General features: G+C 66.0%; 19 protein-coding genes and 1 tRNA gene. 10 read left to right on the top strand and 10 right to left on the bottom strand.

What is annotated here, in order from left to right; genetic code table 11:
- Positions 1-40: 40 nt before the first annotated feature.
- A complete protein-coding gene (locus tag N0B51_RS05710; protein WP_259961287.1) occupies positions 41-670 on the top strand; it encodes a hypothetical protein in 630 nt (209 codons plus the stop codon).
- Between the two features lie 109 nt (positions 671-779).
- Here the strand turns inward: N0B51_RS05710 and infC are convergent, their stop codons facing one another.
- On the bottom strand, positions 780-1298 hold the full coding sequence (gene infC / locus N0B51_RS05705; protein WP_259961490.1) for a translation initiation factor IF-3: 519 nt from the start codon (positions 1296-1298) through the stop codon (positions 780-782).
- A gap of 102 nt (positions 1299-1400) precedes the next feature.
- Positions 1401-2111 carry a ligase-associated DNA damage response endonuclease PdeM gene (pdeM, locus tag N0B51_RS05700; RefSeq protein ID WP_259961286.1) on the bottom strand — a complete coding sequence of 237 codons (711 nt, stop codon included), beginning with the start codon at positions 2109-2111 and terminating at the stop codon, positions 1401-1403.
- A gap of 46 nt (positions 2112-2157) precedes the next feature.
- On the opposite strand from pdeM, the gene hemF reads away from it, so the two are divergent.
- Entirely contained in the window at positions 2158-3015 is an 858-nt protein-coding gene (gene hemF, locus N0B51_RS05695; RefSeq protein WP_259961285.1) for an oxygen-dependent coproporphyrinogen oxidase, read from the top strand.
- Positions 3016-3057: 42 nt separating this feature from the next.
- Here the strand turns inward: hemF and N0B51_RS05690 are convergent, their stop codons facing one another.
- The 4 genes from N0B51_RS05690 to N0B51_RS05675 all read right to left on the bottom strand — a co-directional run bounded on the left by N0B51_RS05690 (position 3058) and on the right by N0B51_RS05675 (position 6546).
- A complete protein-coding gene (locus N0B51_RS05690; RefSeq protein ID WP_259961284.1) occupies positions 3058-3909 on the bottom strand; it encodes a glycoside hydrolase family 16 protein in 852 nt (283 codons plus the stop codon).
- A gap of 74 nt (positions 3910-3983) precedes the next feature.
- On the bottom strand, positions 3984-4118 hold the full coding sequence (locus tag N0B51_RS05685; protein ID WP_259961283.1) for a DUF2474 domain-containing protein: 135 nt from the start codon (positions 4116-4118) through the stop codon (positions 3984-3986).
- The gene (cydB, locus tag N0B51_RS05680) at positions 4115-5110 is read right to left on the bottom strand and encodes a cytochrome d ubiquinol oxidase subunit II (RefSeq protein ID WP_259961282.1); all 996 of its coding nucleotides are present in this window, start codon (positions 5108-5110) and stop codon (positions 4115-4117) included. Before cydB ends, N0B51_RS05685 begins: the two co-directional genes overlap by 4 nt.
- Positions 5110-6546 (bottom strand): cytochrome ubiquinol oxidase subunit I, encoded by a 1437-nt coding sequence (locus N0B51_RS05675; protein WP_259961281.1) that lies wholly within the window; start codon positions 6544-6546, stop codon positions 5110-5112. The genes cydB and N0B51_RS05675 overlap by 1 nt, the downstream gene beginning before the upstream one ends.
- 130 nt (positions 6547-6676) lie before the next feature.
- Here N0B51_RS05675 and N0B51_RS05670 point away from each other — a divergent pair, with 130 nt between their 5' ends.
- Complete coding sequence (locus N0B51_RS05670; RefSeq protein WP_259961279.1) at positions 6677-8767, top strand: RelA/SpoT family protein; 2091 nt, start codon at positions 6677-6679, stop codon at positions 8765-8767.
- Between the two features lie 12 nt (positions 8768-8779).
- Entirely contained in the window at positions 8780-9139 is a 360-nt protein-coding gene (locus tag N0B51_RS05665) for a VOC family protein (RefSeq protein ID WP_259961278.1), read from the top strand.
- Here N0B51_RS05665 and N0B51_RS05660 read toward each other — a convergent pair.
- Together N0B51_RS05660 and N0B51_RS05655 are read right to left on the bottom strand one after the other, a co-directional pair.
- Positions 9136-10095: a peptidylprolyl isomerase gene (locus N0B51_RS05660; protein WP_259961277.1), complete on the bottom strand. Its 960-nt coding sequence runs from the start codon at positions 10093-10095 to the stop codon at positions 9136-9138. The genes N0B51_RS05665 and N0B51_RS05660 overlap by 4 nt on opposite strands.
- A 38-nt stretch (positions 10096-10133) precedes the next feature.
- The gene (locus tag N0B51_RS05655; protein ID WP_259961276.1) at positions 10134-10535 is read right to left on the bottom strand and encodes a metallopeptidase family protein; all 402 of its coding nucleotides are present in this window, start codon (positions 10533-10535) and stop codon (positions 10134-10136) included.
- 80 nt (positions 10536-10615) lie between these two features.
- Between N0B51_RS05655 and N0B51_RS05650 the strand changes: the two genes are divergently transcribed.
- A tRNA-Ser gene (locus N0B51_RS05650) sits at positions 10616-10706 on the top strand.
- A 305-nt stretch (positions 10707-11011) separates the two neighbouring features.
- On the opposite strand, the gene N0B51_RS05645 is transcribed toward N0B51_RS05650, so the two are convergent.
- Both N0B51_RS05645 and N0B51_RS05640 read right to left on the bottom strand, forming a co-directional pair.
- The gene (locus N0B51_RS05645; protein WP_259961275.1) at positions 11012-11470 is read right to left on the bottom strand and encodes a hypothetical protein; all 459 of its coding nucleotides are present in this window, start codon (positions 11468-11470) and stop codon (positions 11012-11014) included.
- 81 nt (positions 11471-11551) lie between these two features.
- Positions 11552-12580, bottom strand: coding sequence for a 2-keto-4-pentenoate hydratase (locus N0B51_RS05640; protein ID WP_259961274.1), 1029 nt, complete (start codon positions 12578-12580; stop codon positions 11552-11554).
- Between N0B51_RS05640 and N0B51_RS05635 the strand changes: the two genes are divergently transcribed.
- The 5 genes from N0B51_RS05635 to N0B51_RS05615 all read left to right on the top strand — a co-directional run bounded on the left by N0B51_RS05635 (position 12498) and on the right by N0B51_RS05615 (position 17641).
- The gene (locus tag N0B51_RS05635; protein WP_259961273.1) at positions 12498-13526 is read left to right on the top strand and encodes a LacI family DNA-binding transcriptional regulator; all 1029 of its coding nucleotides are present in this window, start codon (positions 12498-12500) and stop codon (positions 13524-13526) included. The two genes, N0B51_RS05640 and N0B51_RS05635, sit on opposite strands and share 83 nt — an antisense overlap.
- A 120-nt stretch (positions 13527-13646) precedes the next feature.
- A complete protein-coding gene (locus N0B51_RS05630; protein ID WP_259961271.1) occupies positions 13647-14279 on the top strand; it encodes an RpiB/LacA/LacB family sugar-phosphate isomerase in 633 nt (210 codons plus the stop codon).
- A 26-nt stretch (positions 14280-14305) separates the two neighbouring features.
- Complete coding sequence (gene kduD, locus N0B51_RS05625) at positions 14306-15076, top strand: 2-dehydro-3-deoxy-D-gluconate 5-dehydrogenase KduD (protein ID WP_259961270.1); 771 nt, start codon at positions 14306-14308, stop codon at positions 15074-15076.
- The gene (locus tag N0B51_RS05620; RefSeq protein WP_259961268.1) at positions 15073-16098 is read left to right on the top strand and encodes a sugar kinase; all 1026 of its coding nucleotides are present in this window, start codon (positions 15073-15075) and stop codon (positions 16096-16098) included. The genes kduD and N0B51_RS05620 overlap by 4 nt, the downstream gene beginning before the upstream one ends.
- Positions 16085-17641 (top strand): carboxylesterase/lipase family protein, encoded by a 1557-nt coding sequence (locus N0B51_RS05615; protein ID WP_259961267.1) that lies wholly within the window; start codon positions 16085-16087, stop codon positions 17639-17641. Before N0B51_RS05620 ends, N0B51_RS05615 begins: the two co-directional genes overlap by 14 nt.
- Positions 17642-17645 lie beyond the last annotated feature (4 nt).

Below are 17645 nucleotides of genomic sequence, written 5' to 3'. Positions count from 1 at the left end.
TTCAGTCGCTTGCAAGCGACTTTCCCCCAAGTTCGTCGTCATGAGAAAGATTCTCGCTCCCATCGCCCTCGGCGCGGCCGGCCTTGCCGCCGTTGCCGCCGCAGCGCCGCCTCCAGCATCAGCGTGGCAGATCGGACCGGTCATCCGCGGCAAGAACTATTCGATCAACATGCCCGCCACGATGCAGCCGGGACCCAACGGCCCGTGGTTCGCCTTTCCCCTCCGCGGGCAGGGCGAAGTCCATTACGTGACGCTTCCCGTCGGCTCGCTCAAAGGGGCGCGGTCGATCAGTCTGCGTTATCGCATCGATGCCGCACCGGGCACGAGGCTGGTGGCGGCCAACGGCAGTGCGTCCGGCACGTTCGGTCTCGCGATCCAGCGTACCGGCGACAACTGGAGCGCGCGCGGGCGTTACGAGACCTATCGCTGGTATTCCCCGCAAGCGCCGGTGCTGACGCCTGGCACGCATACCTTCACCGCGCGTCTCGACGATCCGCGATGGATTGGCGTGTTGTCGAGCACCGCTGGCGGCAATCCGCGCGCGTTTGCCGAGGCGCTCGCCGAGGCACAATCGGTCAGCATGACGTTCGGCGGCGGCGGCGGTCGCGGGCACGGCGTCTATGCGACCGCGCCCGCGCGCTTCACGTTGCTCGACTTTTCGATCGAATAGGCGTCGGCCGCCCCGACCGGTGGCAGGGGGATCGGCGCAAGACTTCGTGGGCAGCGGTCGACGTTTCCGATCCTCGCCGGTCCGGCCGGCAAGGATCGTCGAGTGGTTGTTACTTGGGGGCGAGAACCATCACCATCTGCCGGCCTTCAAGGCGGGGAAATGCCTCGACCTTGGCGATCTCGGTCACGTCGTCCTGCACGCGGCGCAAAAGTTCGATGCCGAGTTCCTGGTGCGCCATTTCACGGCCGCGGAAGCGCAGGGTCATCTTGACCTTGTCGCCTTCGCCGATGAACTTGGTGACGCTGCGCATCTTCACATCGTAATCGTGATCATCGATGTTGGGACGCATCTTTATCTCTTTGATATCCTGCGTCTTCTGCGTCTTGCGGGCGGCGTTCGCCTTCTTCTGCGCCTCGTACCGGTATTTTCCGACGTCGAGGAACTTGGCAACCGGCGGGTCGGCGTTGGGCGAAATCTCGACCAGGTTGAGGCCGACGTCGGCGGCCTGTTCGATCGCTTCGCGCGTGTACATCACGCCGAGGTTCTCGCCGTTCTCGTCGATCACGCGAACCTTGTCGGATTGAATCAGATTATCGTAGCGCGGGCCGCTCTTGACGGGCGGTTGCAGTGAGCGCCGGGGGGGACGGGCTATGGGGCAGTCTCCTGAGAATTGCCGATGGTTACGGCGCGCTACTTAGGGAGAAAAGCGCGGTTTAGGAAGGGGGGGCGGTCAGGCCGCAGCGCGCCACAACGCGAATGTGGCAAGCTTGCCACCGGCGGGGACAACGGCATCGATCGCGCGCGCCGGCTGCAATGCCTCGAGGATTTCCGGCGCAGCGGCATCCATGCCACCGGTCAGGGCGCCGAAGGCGGGCAGGATCATCCGTCCCGATCCCCGGTCGTCGCTGCTAATCACCGCGCAAGGACGCCGTATTCGCCGGTCGCGGACCGTGAGATGGAGGCGGGGATGGAAATGCCCGGACAGTTCCGGTCGGCTTTCGCCGCGCTTCGCCCGGTGCCGCAGCACGAGCCCGGCGATCTCGAGTTCGTCGGCGAGGCTCCCGCCGACGCTCGCCTCGCTCGTGCCCGCGCCGTTCGTGCCGACATCGTGGTTTCCGGTGATCCACACCCAGTCGGTGGCGCGAGTCAGCGCGGCGAGCATCCCGGCGGCGTAGGGTTCGAGCCGTGCCGGCCCCGACGGATCGTGAAAATTGTCACCCAGCGTGTAGACCCGGCGCGCACCAGTCTCGCGGATGGCGAGCGCCACCCGCTCGAGCGTCTCGCGGCTGTCGTAGGGGGGTAGCAGCTGGCCGTGACGCGCGAAAAAGCTCGCCTTTTCGAGGTGCAGGTCGGCCACCAGCAGCGCGCGCTCGCGCGGCCAGTACAGCGCGCGGCCCTGCGTGAGGGCAAATTCCTCGCCAGCGAACGAAAGGGGAACCATGGCGCGCTCTTGCCCCAGCGGATTCGGCTTGGCAAGGGTAGAGGCGATGACCGACTGGACCCCATACACCGCCCGCGCCAAGGACTGGTTCGAATCGCTGCGCGACCGGATCACCGCCGCATTCGAGGACATCGAACGCGAGGCCGGTTCCGACGCCGCGTTCGAATACACCCCGTGGAGCCGCGAGGAGGAGGGCAACGACAACCCGGGCGGCGGCGTGCGCGGGGTGATGAAGGGGCAGGTGTTCGAAAAGGTCGGGGTCAACGTGTCGACCGTCCACGGCCATTTCGCGCCGGGCTTCGCGGCGACCATTCACGGGGCCGATGACGATAACCCCGGATTTACGGCGACCGGTATCAGCCTGGTCGCCCACATGGCGAACCCGCACGTACCCGCGGTGCACATGAACACCCGATTCCTGACCACCGGCAAGGCGTGGTTCGGCGGCGGCGCGGACCTCAATCCGCCGATCCCCTACGACGAGGACACGGCCGAATTCCACGCCGCGTTCCGGGCCGCTTGCGCGGCCCACAACCCGACCTACTACGACCGTTTCAGGAAGTGGGCCGACGATTATTTCTACATCCCCCACCGCGGGGTGCATCGCGGCGTCGGGGGCGTGTTCTACGACCACCTGGAATGCGGCGACGAAGGCGCCTGGGAGCGCAATTTCGCCTTCACGCAGGACATCGGGAAGGCGTTCCTCGAGGTGTTTCCCAAGATCGTGCGCCGCCGCATGGCGACCGCTTTCACGCCCGAGGACAAGCGTACGCAGCTCGAGTGGCGCGGCCGCTATGCCGAGTTCAACCTCGTTTACGATCGGGGAACGCTGTTCGGACTCAAGACCGGCGGCAACATTGACGCGATCCTGATGAGCCTGCCGCCCGAGGCGGTCTGGTCCTGATTCGCGACCGGGGCGCCCCTCACCCGGCTGGCGCGGCGCCGCTCACTTCCAGACCCGTACCCAGTCGACCTGCATCGCGATTTCGCCGCGCTTGATCCTTTCCACGGTCGCTTTCGGCAGTCCTTCGTAGGGAGCGGTCACGTTGTTGATCTTGCGGGGATATGCCCCACCGAGAGCGAAGTTGATCACGATCCGCTCCGGGTTGTTGAACACCCATTTGCCCCAGCGTTCGCCCATCGGCCGGGTGACCCGGTTCGCAAGGCGCCCGTCGACGAAGAACTCGATCGTGTCGGGCTTCCATTCGGCGGCATAGACGTGCCACCCGGTCACGTCCTCGCCCTCGGGGAAATAGAACCGGTTGGAAATGCCCATGTCGCCCGAATATCCCGGGCCGTGGATCGCGCTGCCGGTCCAGTCCTTTTCGCCGACGTATTCCATCACGTCGATCTCGCCGGTGGTGGGCCACGGGCCGTTGCCGACCATCCAGAACGCGGGCCAGACGCCTTCGGCATCGGGCATCCGGATGCGGGCCTCCACCCGCCCATAGCGCATATTGAATTTGCCGGCCGTCTCGACGCGGCCGGCGATGAAGTCGGCGTTGCGCCTGGCGTTGGTGTCGACCCCCGGCGCATAACGCGGCGTCAGCACGAGCATCCCGTCGCGCACTTCGAGCACATCTGGCCGGTCAACATAAACCTGCTGCTCGTTGTTGACCCAGAAATCGGGGCCGATCGTGACCCACTTGGAGCGGTCCAGCGCAGTCCCGTCGAACTCGTCCGAAAACAGCAGCGTGCGCTCCGCGGCCGGGGCGCTCGCCGGGGGAGCCGCGGCCGCGCACCCCGCAACGGCGGCGGCGAGGGCGAGCAAGGTGGGCAGGGCGGTCTTGAGCGTCACGGGCGGCCTCTCGTGCTGATTTATGTGAACGTTCCCATAGACCGGCTTCGATGAAGTGCCAAGACGCTCTACCGTCAGTTCGCCAGCCACGCGCGGATCACCGTGGCAACCGCGCCGAGCACGCCGACGCTGGCGGCCCAGATCGCGGCCATCCACGCCAGTCGTTGCCACAGGGGGGGCGGGGCACGGTCGTCCTGGCGCTTGCTCAATGGTACCCGTCCGTTCCGACCTTGCCGCGGAATACCCAGTAGGCCCAGGCGGTGTAGGCGAGGATCAGCGGCATCGCGATCGCCACGCCCACCAGCATGAACGCCTGGCTCCGCTCCGGAGCGGCGGCATCCCAGATGGTGATCCCTGGGGGCACGACGTTCGGCCATATCGTTATGCCCAGGCCCGCCATTCCCAGCAGGAACAGGGCAAGGGAGAGCAGGAAAGGCGCCAGTTCCCGTCGCTTGCGCAGAGACTGGAACAGGGCGACCGCGATGATCAGGGTCAGTAGCGGCACCTGGCTCGCGAACAGGATGTTGGGCATTTCGAGCCAGCGCGCCCGATAGGCGTCGAGCATGGCGAGGTTGTAGACGCTGACGAGCGCCATCAGCACCAGCGTGGCGACAGCGGCCCGGGTAGCAAGGCGATAGGCGTGTTCCTGCACTTCGCCCGACAGCTTCCAGATCATCCAGGTCGAGCCGAGCAGCGCATAACCCGCCACCGTGCCGAGCCCGGTCAGAAGGGTATAGGGCGTCAGCCAGTCCCACCACGATCCCGCGTAGGCGCGGTCCGACACCTCGATCCCCTGGATCAATGCGCCGAGCACCATGCCCTGGCTCATCGCCGCGACGAGCGAACCGGCGAAGAAGGCCAGGTCCCAGAACCCGCGGTGCCGTTCGTCGCGCCAGCGGAATTCGAACGCCACTCCGCGAAAGACGAGCCCGAGGAGCATCGCGATGATCAGGGGATAGGTCGCGGGCAGGACCACGGCATAGGCGAGGGGGAATGCCGCGAGCAGGCCGCCACCGCCAAGCACCAGCCAGGTCTCGTTGCCGTCCCATACCGGAGCGATCGAATTCATCGCCCGGTTGCGCCCATGCCCCACGGTGACAGTCGGGAACAGGATGCCGATGCCCAGGTCGAAGCCGTCCATCACGACGTAGGCGAACACCGCGAACGCGATGATGAACGCCCAGGCGACGGTAAGGTCCATCAGGGGGCTACCTCCTGCTCCGACCGGGGCGAGCCGCTCGACGTGGCCTGTGCAGCGGGCGTGATGCCGGCCGTCCGGATGGGCCCGGCCACGCCGGCGTCCGGTCCGCTTTCACCGGACTGCACGCCGCCGGCCATCAGCCGCAGGATGTACCAGACGCCGGCCCCGAACACGGCGAAATAGACCACCACGAACGCCGCGAGAGAGCTGGCGACGGCGGGCGCGGCAAGCGGGCTGGCGCTTTCGGCGGTGCGCATCAGACCATAGACGGTCCATGGCTGGCGGCCGACTTCGGTGGTGATCCAGCCGGCGATCACCGCGACGAATCCCGCTGGGCTCATGACCAGCGCCGCGCGGTGCAGCAGCGGCGAATCGTAGAGCCTGCCGCGCATCCGCGCGAGGAGGCTCCACAGGCCCATGCCCAGCATGGCAAGGCCGATCCCCACCATGATCCGGAACGACCAGAAGACGATCCCGACCGGAGGCCGGTCCTGCTGGGGAACGGTGTCGAGCCCGGCCAGCGGCGCATCTGGATCGTGCTTGAGAATCAGGCTCGACGCCTTGGGGATCTCGACGGCGAAGCGGACCGTGCCGGCCTCGCTGTCGGGGATCCCGAACAGGATCAGCGGGGCGCCATCGGGATGGCTTTGGAAATGCCCTTCCATCGCCATGACCTTGGCCGGCTGGTGCTCGAGCGTGTTGAGGCCGTGGATGTCGCCGAGAACGATCTGCACCGGCGCCACGATTGCGGCCATCCACATCGCCATCGAGAACATCGTGCGGGCGTGCCTGTCGGTCCGGTTCCTGAGCAGGTGCCACGCGCCGACGCCGCCGACAACGAAAGCAGTGGTGAGATAGGCGGCGGTTACCGTGTGGAGCAGCCGGAAGGGAAAGCTGGGGTTGAAGATGATTGCCAGCCAGCTCGGCCCGGGCAGGAACTGGCCGTTGGCGGCGATTTCGTAGCCCGCGGGGGTCTGCATCCAGCTGTTGACCGAAAGGATCCAGAACGCGCTGATGAACGTCCCCAGCGCGACCATGCAGGTTGCCGCGAAGTGCAGTCCCTTGCCGACCCTGTTCATCCCGAACAGCATCACGCCCAGGAAGCCGGCCTCGAGGAAGAAGGCGGTCAGCACCTCGTAGGCCATCAGCGGCCCGATCACCGGCCCCGCCCGGTCCGAGAACACCGCCCAGTTGGTGCCGAATTCGTAGGACATGACGATGCCGCTCACGACGCCCATCACGAATGCGACCGCAAAGATCTTCAGCCAGAAGCGAAACAGGTCGAGATAGCGTTGCCGGCCGGTCTTCAGCCAGAGTCCCTCCAGCACCATGAGATAGCTGGCCAGCCCGATCGAGAACGACGGGAAGATGAAGTGGAAGCTTACCGTGAAGGCAAACTGGATCCGCGCGAGCAACAGGGCGTCGAGGTCCGGCATCTGCGGAGTGTATGAACGGGCCGGCGGCGCGGCTCAATCGGCATCTCGGCAAGTCGCGTTGCGCGGAACGCAACGCTGCAGGTGCGAAAAGGCTTGCCGTTCGGCCCGCAATACGCACATCGTCGGCGCAATGCTTCGCCAGTACGAACTCGTAGAGCGGGTCAAGGAGTACGACCCCGATGCCGACGAGGCGCTGCTCAACCGCGCCTACGTCTATACCGTGCAGAAGCACGGCACGCAGAAGCGCGCGAGCGGCGACCCCTATTTCAGCCACCCGGTCGAGGTGGCCGGGCTGATGACCGACCTCAAGCTCGACCAGGAAACGATCATCACCGCGCTGCTCCACGACACCGTCGAGGACACGCTGGCGACGATCGGCGAGGTCGAGGACCTGTTCGGGGAAGACGTCGCCCGGCTTGTCGACGGCGTCACCAAGCTGTCCAAGATCGAGGCCATGCCCGAGAACGAGCGGGCGGCCGAGAACCTGCGGAAGTTCCTCCTTGCGATGAGCGAGGACATCCGGGTGCTGCTGGTGAAGCTCGGCGACCGGCTGCACAACATGCGCACGCTGCACTTCATCAAGAGCCGCGAAAAGCGCAAGCGGATCGCCCGCGAGACGATGGACATCTACGCCCCGCTCGCAGAGCGCGTGGGGATGTACGAATACATGCGCGAGATGCAGATGCTCGCGTTCGAGCAGATCGAGCCCGAGGCCTATGCCACCATCACCGGGCGACTTGCGCAGATCCGCAGCGCGGACGGGGGGCAGGTCGATGCGATCGCGCTGGCGATCAAGCAGGCGCTGGCCGAAGCCGGCCTCAAGGTGGAGGTTTCGGGCCGTGAGAAGCACCCCTATTCGATCTGGCGCAAGATGGCCGAGCGCCACGTCAGCTTCGAGCAGGTGACCGACATCATGGCGTTCCGGGTGATCGCCGAAACCGACGCCGACTGCTACCGCGCGCTCGGTGTCCTGCACACAACCTGGCAGTTCATTCCCGGGAAGTTCAAGGATTACATCTCGACGCCGAAGACCAACGGCTATCGATCCCTGCACACCAGCCTGATCTACGAGAACTCGATGCGCGTGGAGGTGCAGATCCGCACCCGCGCGATGCACCGGACCAACGAATTCGGGCTCGCCGCGCACTGGGCCTACAAGCAGGGCGACCGCCCGGACGGACAGGTGGGCTGGCTGCGCGACCTCATCGAGATCGTCGATGCCAGCCACGATGCGGAAGAGCTGCTCGAGCATACGCGCATGGCGATCTACCAGGACCGCATCTTCGCCTTCACGCCGAAGGGCGCGCTGTTCCAGCTGCCCAAGGGCGCCACTCCGGTGGACTTCGCCTTCGCGGTTCACACCGATCTCGGCGCGCAGACCGTCGGCGCGAAGATCAACGGCCGGCACATGCCGCTGCGCACGGTGCTCAACAACGGCGACGTGGTCGAGATCATCAAGGGCAAGAATGCCGAACCCCAGATGAGCTGGCTGGGCTTCGTCACGACCGGCAAGGCGCGTGCGTCGATCCGCCGCGCGGTACGTCTCAAGGAGCGCGAGGAGATCGCGTCCCTGGGCCGCAAGCTGTTCGACGAGATCGCCGCGCGCCTGCCCGCAAAGATCGGCAAGAAGGCCATTCGCGAGGCGGTCAAGCGGCTCGAACTCGATGACGAGGACGAGCTCATGTACCAGGTGGGCGCCAACAAGCTCGACGACCGCAAGGTCATGGAGGCGCTCGTGCCCGGCAGCACCGCCGACCTCGAGGAAGGCGCGGAAGTGCCCCGGCAGGGCAAGGCAATCTCGATCCGCGGCCTGACCCCCGGGGTCGGGTTCAACCTCGCGGATTGCTGCCATCCGGTCCCCGGCGACCGCATCGTGGGCCTGCGCAAGGCAGACGCCCCGGTCGAGGTTCACACGATCGATTGTCTCGAACTGGCGAGCGGGATCGATGCCGACTGGATCGACCTCAACTGGGGCAAGCGCAGCCACGGCGCGGTCGGCCGCCTGCGGGTAACGCTCTACGACCGGCCTGGCACGCTTGCCGAAATGGCCGGCCTGTTCGCCCAGAACCACGCCAACGTCGTTACCCTGGCGCAGACCCAGGCTGACCACCCGTTCTCGACCTACGACGTCGAGCTTGATGTCAGCGACCTGGCGCACCTCACCCGCATCCTCAGCGCCCTGCGCGCGAGCGACGCGGTCGCCCAGGCCGACCGGCTCTAGGCGGGGGGCGGGGTGATCGTTGGCCTCGACCACGTCCAGCTGGCGATGCCGGCGGGAGGTGAAGACCAGGCGCGGGCATTCTATGCGGGCGTGCTCGGGCTTGCCGAGGTGCCCAAGCCAGCCCACCTCGCGACGCGCGGCGGGTGCTGGTTCGAGGGCGGATCGGCGCATATCCATCTCGGCGCCGAGCGCAATTTCCGTCCGGCGCGAAAAGCCCATCCGGCTCTCCTGGTAGATGATCTTGCCGCCATGCGAGACCGCCTCGAACGCCGCGGCGTGAGTTTCGTCGAAGGACAACCGCTCGACGGATATCTCCGCGGCGACGTGGCCGACCCCTTCGGCAACCGCATCGAACTGATGCAGAAGATCTAGCCGGCCGCTTTCCGCCTGACCGGTACGGGGATGTTGCACACGTCGGCGCCCCCGGCAGGCACGATGAAAAATGGATCGCGGCGGTTGGCCCGTGCGTCGGCGTACCGGGCGAAGCTCTCGCTTTCCGTCGAAAGATACTGATAGGTCGGCAGCCCGGGCACCGCTCTGCCCAGCCGCACCGATGCAATCGACGTGCGTTCTTCAGGCGTCCGGTAGAAGCCAAGCGCCTCGGTACCGCGCGGCAGGGTAGCCAGGTGCTCGATCCCCTCGATCACGCGGCCGACGACCGCGATGTTCCGGTCGAGATGGCGCGGCGCGTGGCCTATTACGGCATAAAGCTCGGCGCCGCTCCCCGCGTCGGGTGACAGATTGCGGCCCACGCCGACGCTGCCGTAGCAGTGAACCGGCCAGGCCTTGCGTTCCGATAGACCCAATGGCCAGCCGCCATGAAAACCGGTGACCGGAGCGTACAAGTCGTTCTCGTTTGGGGTCGAAATCGCGAACCGAACGGCAGCATCGGGCCCGGCTGCGTCCTGGGCCTCGTCGGGCACGCGGACGAGATACGCGTCCTCAGCGGTCGGTATCAGTCGTTCGGGCAGCGGCTTTGCCTTCGCCGTGTCTTCGGCATCGGGATCGCCCCACTGGACGACATAATTGTCCTGCGCGCGCACGATTGCGAGCCCGTCCCACCAATGCGCCTCTGCCAGCGTGCGGATGTTTGCCACCCAGGGCTGGCTGAAGGGCGACGCGATGAGCTGGATGATCACGCGGCGCGGCTTGGCGTCGCGGTCGGGTGCAAGGTCCATCACCAGCAGGTCGTCAGGCGCGATATCGGCCCACTCGTCGGCCCTCGCCGCCGCGACGATTTCCCCGGGCGAGGGCGCGCCGGATGCGTCCGGCTGAGCGGCTGCGGAAGTGGCGGCGAGCGCGGCGGCGAAAACAAAAAGCCTTTTCATGCCCGGGGTTGTGCCATGCGTGCGGTGCAAAGCAAGGCTCAGTCGGCCATGTCCTCGAGCGCGTGCATGTCGTCGTCGCTGAGGCCGAAGTGATGGCCGACCTCGTGGATTACGACGTGCGCGATCAGGTGTTCCAGATCGTGGCCGTCGGCGATCCATTCGTCGAGAATAGGCTGGCGGAACAGGCGTACACGATTGGGCATCTGGCCGCTCGCCTCGATCGACTGCTCGGTCAGGCTGACGCCTTCGAACAGGCCGGTCAGCTCGAACGGATCCTCGATGCCCATCGCAGCGAGCGTGTCCGCATCCGCGAACTCTTCGACTGCGAGGACGACGTCGCCGAGGTGGGCGGCGAACTCCGCGGGCAGGCGCGCGAATGCGGTGCGGGCGATCGCCTCGAACTCTTGCGCGGATGGGGGCGGTCCGAAGGTGCGGGTCATCCCGGCCGATCTAGGCGCGCTTCGCGCGCTTGTCAGCCTTCGCCGGGGCGGCTAGGGCGCGCGGCCTGTCCAGTGCATGCGGAGCGGTGGCCGAGTGGTCGAAGGCGCTCGCCTGGAAAGTGAGTATACGTCACAAGCGTATCGAGGGTTCGAATCCCTCCCGCTCCGCCACGAACTAAGTGCTTGATATAGAACAATTTTACGCCCGCGATAAAGCGCGCGGTTCCGCGCTATTCTGCGTCCCCGACCGGTCCGCGGAGAGCAAATTTTCGGCCTGATTCGGGCCAGTCTCGCGCGGATTCTCCGCAGACCTCTGGGGTGGACCGGAATCGCAATTGTCGGGAGTTTGTTGGCCCGCGCTTCTGCGCGTTGCCAGTCGGGTGGCCGCCCCCGGTCCCATCGTATCGAGGCGATGGCCAGCACCAACAAGCAACGGCGCCGAAGCGCCGCGCCGTTAGTTCCTCGTCTCTTGAGTGTCAGCTGACGAGCAGGTCCCACTGATCGTCCCAGTCGTGCGGCAGGTCGTTTCGCCTGAGCCAGCGGGCAGTGAAGTTGACCGGCTGGGTCCCGGCGAGGATCGCGTCGATGATCCGCGGCGAGAGGAAGTTAATCCGGATCACACGCGACATCCAGGAGTCGTTGACCCCTTCCTCGCGCGAGAGCGTGGCGATGTCGATCTCGCCGGTCGCAAGGCGGTCCCACCAACGCCGGGCGGTGACCAACAGGGCTACGAGGTCCGGGTCCGCGGTTCCCGCAGTCGCTACCAGACCGTTCGAGTGAACGAGGCGCACCGCGCGACCGGTGCGGGTTAACCTGACCTTTGCACCGAGGCTGATCACGTCGGCATAAGTGCCATTGTCCCGCTCGAGCTTGAGCCTTTCGGCGAGCGCTTCAGCTGATAGCTCGATCGTGTTCTCGCTCGCCTTGATGCGCACGCTGCTCGCGTGAATCTCCTCGGCGAGCCCTTGGGCAACGTTATGGATTGCCGGAGGTCGCCCGAGTGCAGCGCGGAACCTTCAGTCGATGAAGGCTGATACCTCCCCCACTCCACTGAAACGCGCGCGAGCGAGCTGCTCGCCGGAGACTGGGTGGACGCCGGTGATCGCCCCGCTGGAGATCCACCAACCTGCCTGCGGCGTGATCCCACGCTCCAGCAAGTTTTCGAACAGGAAGACCGCTGCGCCGAAGGGACCATCGAGCATCGTCGCAGTCGTTGCCTGGCCCACGATCGAACCGTCGATTTCCATCGAGACCTCTATCTGGTCGAGGTGCGCCCAAAGGTCGTGTGGCACCTTCGGTCCCAAAAGCAGGCCGGCGTTATTGCCGTGGTCAGAAATGGTCACGCACGGTCCATCGGCATTGATCGCCGCATAGGGAGACGAGGCGACTTCGATGCCGATGCGGATTTCATCGATCCATCGGACTGCGTCATTTCGGTCCGCGGGCACCGGCCCGTCGGTCGGCCCCACCCGCAACATGAACTCGGCTTCGACCGCGGCGAACCCCTCGCGAAAGATCTCGAACCGCGTCGGCGCGTCGCCGCTCCAGCTGATGAGGTCCGCGAATACCGGTCCGGCGAGGCGATTGGCGCCAAGGCGCGCGTCGTCAGGCGGGTTAATCTTGCCCACCTTCCAGCCGCCGACCGCGCGGTCCCATAGCGAAAGCGCGCGATTCTGGATTTCGTAGGCGGCCGAGAGACTCTCCGGACGGTTGCCGGGATAGCGGGCGAGTGCCGTTCCCTTGCGCCGCGCATCGACGAACGCCTGCGCGATTCCGCACTCTTGAACTGTCACTCTGGTCCATCCCCATCTGCTTGCTGGAAAGGCAATTTTGACGAAAAAGGAAACCGGTGTCAAAAAGGAAATTCCGCGAATGATGCCGGGCGGGCTGATCGCTCCGGGATTTCGCGGAAAGGCAGATTGCAGGATGCCGGCATTCCTGCCAGCAGTGCTAGGTATCGTCATGGCCAAGTCGACCAAAACACCAACGATCAACGACGTGGCCCGCGCGGCCGGCGTGTCGAAAAAGACCGTCAGCCGGGTCATCAACCGGTCGGCGCTGATCAAGAAGGACACGCGCGAGAAGATCGAGGCGGTCATCGCGGATCTGGGCTATGTACCCAATCCTCAGGCGCGGGCACTGGCGCTGCGGCGGAACTTCCTGCTCGGCCTGCTGCACGACAATCCCAACGCGCAGACCGTGCTGAATTTCCAGGAGGGCGTGCTCGACGCCATCAAGGCGACCGAGTTCGCCTTGGTCGTGCGGCCGGTGGATCGTCATTCCCCGCACATGCTCGAAGACATCCGCCACTTCCTCGAGCAGCAGCGCCTCTACGGTGTGCTGATCCTGCCGCCGATCTCGGAAAACGATGATCTCGCCGCACTGTGCCGCGAAATGGGGTGCGGGTACGTGCGCATGGGCTCGGCAATGCTGGATGACGAGGAGCACGTGGTCGCCTCCAACGACCGCGAAGTCGTCGAGAACGCGGTGGATTATCTGGTCGGATCGGGTCACCGTCGGATCGGTATCATCAAGGGCCCCGACGGCTTCCGTTCCGCATTCGAGCGGGCCGAAGGGTTCATGGCGGCGATGAAAAAGCACGGGCTCTCCATTCCGCCCGAGGCCATCGGGCAAGGTACCTACCGCTTCGATTCGGGGCTGACTGCGGCGGGTCGGTTGCTCGACCGTCCGGGACGGCCGACCGCTATCTTCTGCAGCAACGACGAGATGGCCGCCGGCGCGCTGCATGCTGCTCGTCAACGCGGCATCGAGGTGCCGGGCGATCTGTCGATCATCGGTTTCGACGATTCGCCGATCGCCGCGCATATCTGGCCGCCAATGACCACGGTCGGATGGCCCATCCGCGAGATGGGCAAGGCGGCTGCACTCAAGCTGGTCGCCCCGGCCGACGAGGCGGCGCAGGACTCCCGGTTCCCCGCCCGACTGGTCAAACGGCTGTCGGTCGCGCCGCCGTCGTCCGGCAGAAGCTGAACAGGGAGGTTGAATTTTTCCGGACTTTGCCGCAGAACGACTTATGACACCGGTTTCCTAAGGGCGCTCGTGCCCGGAAACCAATCCAACGAAGGGCTCGCCGAGCCGAAGAGAGGCACCATGAAGATCGCACTCGTCATAGAGAACAGCCAGGCTGCGAAGAGCGGCATCATACACGACGCACTCACCGCGGTGGCCGAGCCTCTCGGGCACGAGGTTCATCATTACGGCATGTATACCGCCGAGGACGGCGCGCAGCTCACCTATGTGATGAACGGCCTGCTTGCCGGCATCCTGCTCAACTCCGGCGCGGCCGATTTCGTGGTGACCGGTTGCGGCACCGGCATGGGTTCCATGCTCGCGTGCAATTCGATGCCCGGCGTGTTCTGCGGCCTCGTCATCGATCCTACCGATGCTTTCCTTTTCAGCCAGATCAACGACGGCAACTGCATGTCGATGCCCTATGCCAAGGGCTTCGGTTGGGCGGCCGAGCTCAACCTGCAGGACTGCTATCGCAAGATCTTCGAGAACGAAGGCGGCGCGGGCTACCCCAAGGAGCGTGCCGAGATCATGCGCACGAACCGCGGCATCCTCAAGGATTTCAAGGCGGCCGCCTGCCACGATATGCTCACGGTTCTCAAGAACGTAGACCAGGACCTGCTGCGGTCGGCAATCGCGGGAGAGAAGTTCGCCGAGCTTTTCTATGCCAACGCGCAGGACGCGGCTATCAGCGACTACCTGCGTTCGCTGTGAGCGGATCGCGAAGGGAGGCCGGCACGGTGGGCAATCCATTCGACCTGAGCGGGCGCAAGGCGGTGGTGACCGGCGCGAACACCGGAATTGGGCAAGGTATCGCGGTTGCGCTCGCGCGGGCCGGCGCCGATGTCGCTCTGGTCGGTCGCAGTACCGCGAGCGATACCCAGTCGCTGATCGAACGCGAGGGCCGCAAGGCCATCCAGATACGCGCTGACCTGTCCTCAATTGCTCCCACGGGAGACGTGGTCGCGCAGGCGATCGACGCGCTCGGGCGAATCGACATTCTCGTCAACAACGCCGGAATCATCCGGCGCGCGGACGCGCTCGATTTCTCGGAGGAGGACTGGGACGCGGTCGTCGACACGAACCTCAAGGTCCTGTTCTTCCTCACGCAGGCGGTCGGACGCCACATGGTCGGCTGGGCCAGCCAGTCGGGCGAGCGCGGCAAGATCGTCAACATTGCATCGATGCTCACCTTCCAAGGCGGCATCCGCGTGCCAAGCTACACCGCATCGAAAAGCGGCGTCGGCGGCCTGACCAAGCTCCTCGCCAATGAATGGGCAGCGAAGGGCATCAATGTGAATGCCATTGCGCCGGGCTACATCGCGACCAACAATACGGCTGCCTTGCAGGCCGACGAGAATCGCAATCGCCAGATCATGGAGCGCATCCCCGAAGGCCGTTGGGGCGACCCGGCGGACATCGGCGGTGCCGCGGTGTTTCTCGCCAGCCGAGCGGCCGATTACGTCCAGGGTCACATCCTGGCTGTCGACGGCGGATGGCTTGCGCGATGAGCGCGGCGAAGTTGCCGGGTCCGGTTGTCTGCTTCGGCGAGATGCTGATGCGTCTTTCGCCGCCACCAGGCGTTCCGCTGGTCAGATCCGGCGCGCTCAACCTTGCCGTTGGCGGAGCGGAAGCGAATGTCGCCGTCGCGCTCGCTGGACTGGGGTGTTCCGCCCGAATGCTCACGGTGGTGCCTGACAATCCCCTCGGACGAAGGGCGATCGCGGCGCTTGGAGAAGCAGGCGTCGATACCCGGTTCATCCGCAAGGGAGAGGGGCGACTTGGCCTTTACTTCTTCGAACAGCCGTCAGGCCCGATCGGCGGGCGGGTTACCTATGACCGCGCGGGAAGCGCCTTCGCCGCCACAAACGCTTCCGACATCGATTTTGCCCCTGCGCTCGAAGGGGCCGGCCTGCTGCACGTGTCGGGCATCACGCCGGCGCTGGGCCCCTCGGGATCCGAGCTGGCCCTCGCGGCCATCGCTGCCGCCCGGCACGCTGGAGTGCCGGTGTGCTTTGACGGCAACTACCGGGCCAACCTGTGGGACGCGTGGGACAGCAATCCGCGCGAGATCCTCTTGCGCCTGGTGGGTGAAGCGACCGTCCTCGTCGGCAATCATCGCGACATTTCGCTGCTGCTCGGCAAGACGTTCTCCGGTGACGGCCCCGATCGGCGGCGCGAGGCGGCGGAGGCAGCCTTCGCGGCGTTCCCGCGGCTGCAACTGATCGCCTCAACCGCGCGTCATGTCGAAAGCGCGACCGCCCAGCGGCTGGCGGGCCGCGTCGACCTGCGTAACGAGCAATGGCAAACGCAAGAGGTTCGCATCGACCGGGTGGTGGATCGCATCGGGACCGGAGACGCCTTCGCAGCGGGGGTGCTCTCGCGCTGGATCGAAGGAGGTGGCGCGGAGAGCATGGCGAAGACCGGGCTGGCGCTGGCGGTAATGAAGCACGGCATCGCCGGCGATTCGATCTGCGTGACGCGCGGCGAGCTCGAGGCGTTCGATCCGGCCGGATCCGATGTCAGCCGCTGACCGTATTTCCCGCCGTTCGCTTCTGACCGGAACCGCCAGCGCGGGCCTGGCGCTCTCGGTTCCGCTCGCAGCTCGGACCCGCGAACCGCGCGCGCTGTCCTGGCTCGGCATCGTCGACCGGGGTACGCCCGCGTTCCTAGGCATCCGATATGCTCGCGCCGCTCGCTTCGCTCCACCCGTGCGCGAGCCGCTGCCGACAATCAGCACGCGGGCGGATCGGTTCGGTCCGCTCGCCCCGCAAGTGCGGCCCATCACGCCTGGCGTCAGCGAGGACTGCCTTTTCCTCAACATCTGGACGCCCGAAGCCCATCCGGCTGCTGCGCGGCCGGTGATGGTCTACTTTCACGGCGGGGCATACAACTGGGGCTCGGTCACCGATCCGGTGACGCACGGCCCCCACCTGGCTGCGCGGGAAGATGTCGTGGTGGTGACGGTCAACCACCGCCTCAACGTTTTCGGCTACGGATGGCTTGCTCCATTCGGTGAACGCTTCCGCGACAGCGGCAACCTGGGCCAGCTCGACCTCGTCTGTGCGCTCGAATGGATCCGCGATCACATCGGGGCGTTCGGCGGCGATTCGGCGCGGGTGATGGTCTTCGGCCAGTCGGGCGGAGGGGCGAAGATCGCTACCCTCATGGCAATGCCCGCTGCCGAGGGCCTGTTTGCCTCTGCCGCGACGATGAGCGGGCAGCAGGTGACTGCGCAGGGCCCCGGCCACGCGTGGAAACGAACGCAGGCGTTCATGGAGCACATCGGTCTTGCGGACGGCGATGTGGAGAGCCTGCTTGCGCTGCCCGCCGAACGCCTCCTCGACGGGCTTGAGGCGCGCGATCCGGTGCTCGGCGGCGGGATCTACTTCGGACCCACGCTCGACATGACGAACCTCCGACGTCATCCGTTCTGGCCCGACGCTGCTCCGCAGTCGCGTCACATACCGATGATACTGGGCAACACGACCGACGAGACTCGCGCGTTCATCAGTCCGACGGGTCCGGTCGTGAAGGGACTCGACTGGTCGAACATCGCCGACCGGCTCGGTCCGCAGATCCGCATCGACCTGAGCCCCCAGTGGGTGGTCGACCAGTACCGGGCGCGCTTTCCCAGCTGGACCGCCCAGGAGGTGTTCTACGCGGCTTCGACCGACGGGCGAAGCTGGCCGGGACAACTGATCGAGGCGGACGAGCGGGCGAAGGTAGGCGCCGTGAAGACATGGGTTTACCAGCTCGACCGGCCAAGCCCCGTCGATCCCGACCGGGGCGCGGCGCACACCGACGACCTGCCGTACGTGTTCGGCACGCTCGATGCGGAAGGAAGCTTCTCGGGGACCGGCGAACGGGCACGAGAGATCAGCAGCGCGATGATGGGGGCGTTTGCCGGGCTCGCCCGCCATGGGGTGCCGGGACTGCCGGACTGGCGGCCCTATCGGCTGCCCGAACGCGCCACCCTGATGATCGCGGAGGACCGCATCGCAGTCGAGGCCGATCCGCGCCAATGGCAGCGCGAGCTTTGGTCGAGGGCACCCTACATTCAGCCTGGCAGCTAGCGGC

This window comes from Tsuneonella litorea, assembly GCF_025154015.1.
Classification (GTDB): domain Bacteria; phylum Pseudomonadota; class Alphaproteobacteria; order Sphingomonadales; family Sphingomonadaceae; genus Tsuneonella; species Tsuneonella litorea.
This window is presented reverse-complemented; position numbering and strand designations above follow the sequence as displayed.

Excerpts from the sequence above, each read along its gene's own strand:
- N0B51_RS05710 (WP_259961287.1), top strand. The coding sequence starts at position 41 with ATGAGAAAGATTCTCGCTCCCATCGCCCTCGGCGCGGCCGGCCTTGCC.
- pdeM (WP_259961286.1), bottom strand. The coding sequence starts at position 2,111 with ATGGTTCCCCTTTCGTTCGCTGGCGAGGAATTTGCCCTCACGCAGGGC.
- hemF (WP_259961285.1), top strand. The coding sequence starts at position 2,158 with ATGACCGACTGGACCCCATACACCGCCCGCGCCAAGGACTGGTTCGAA.
- cydB (WP_259961282.1), bottom strand. The coding sequence starts at position 5,110 with ATGGACCTTACCGTCGCCTGGGCGTTCATCATCGCGTTCGCGGTGTTC.
- N0B51_RS05675 (WP_259961281.1), bottom strand. The coding sequence starts at position 6,546 with ATGCCGGACCTCGACGCCCTGTTGCTCGCGCGGATCCAGTTTGCCTTC.
- N0B51_RS05670 (WP_259961279.1), top strand. The coding sequence starts at position 6,677 with ATGCTTCGCCAGTACGAACTCGTAGAGCGGGTCAAGGAGTACGACCCC.
- N0B51_RS05660 (WP_259961277.1), bottom strand. The coding sequence starts at position 10,095 with ATGAAAAGGCTTTTTGTTTTCGCCGCCGCGCTCGCCGCCACTTCCGCA.
- N0B51_RS05655 (WP_259961276.1), bottom strand. The coding sequence starts at position 10,535 with ATGACCCGCACCTTCGGACCGCCCCCATCCGCGCAAGAGTTCGAGGCG.
- N0B51_RS05635 (WP_259961273.1), top strand. The coding sequence starts at position 12,498 with ATGGCCAAGTCGACCAAAACACCAACGATCAACGACGTGGCCCGCGCG.
- N0B51_RS05640 (WP_259961274.1), bottom strand. The coding sequence starts at position 12,580 with ATGACCCGGCTGACGGTCTTTTTCGACACGCCGGCCGCGCGGGCCACG.
- N0B51_RS05630 (WP_259961271.1), top strand. The coding sequence starts at position 13,647 with ATGAAGATCGCACTCGTCATAGAGAACAGCCAGGCTGCGAAGAGCGGC.
- N0B51_RS05620 (WP_259961268.1), top strand. The coding sequence starts at position 15,073 with ATGAGCGCGGCGAAGTTGCCGGGTCCGGTTGTCTGCTTCGGCGAGATG.
- N0B51_RS05615 (WP_259961267.1), top strand. The coding sequence starts at position 16,085 with ATGTCAGCCGCTGACCGTATTTCCCGCCGTTCGCTTCTGACCGGAACC.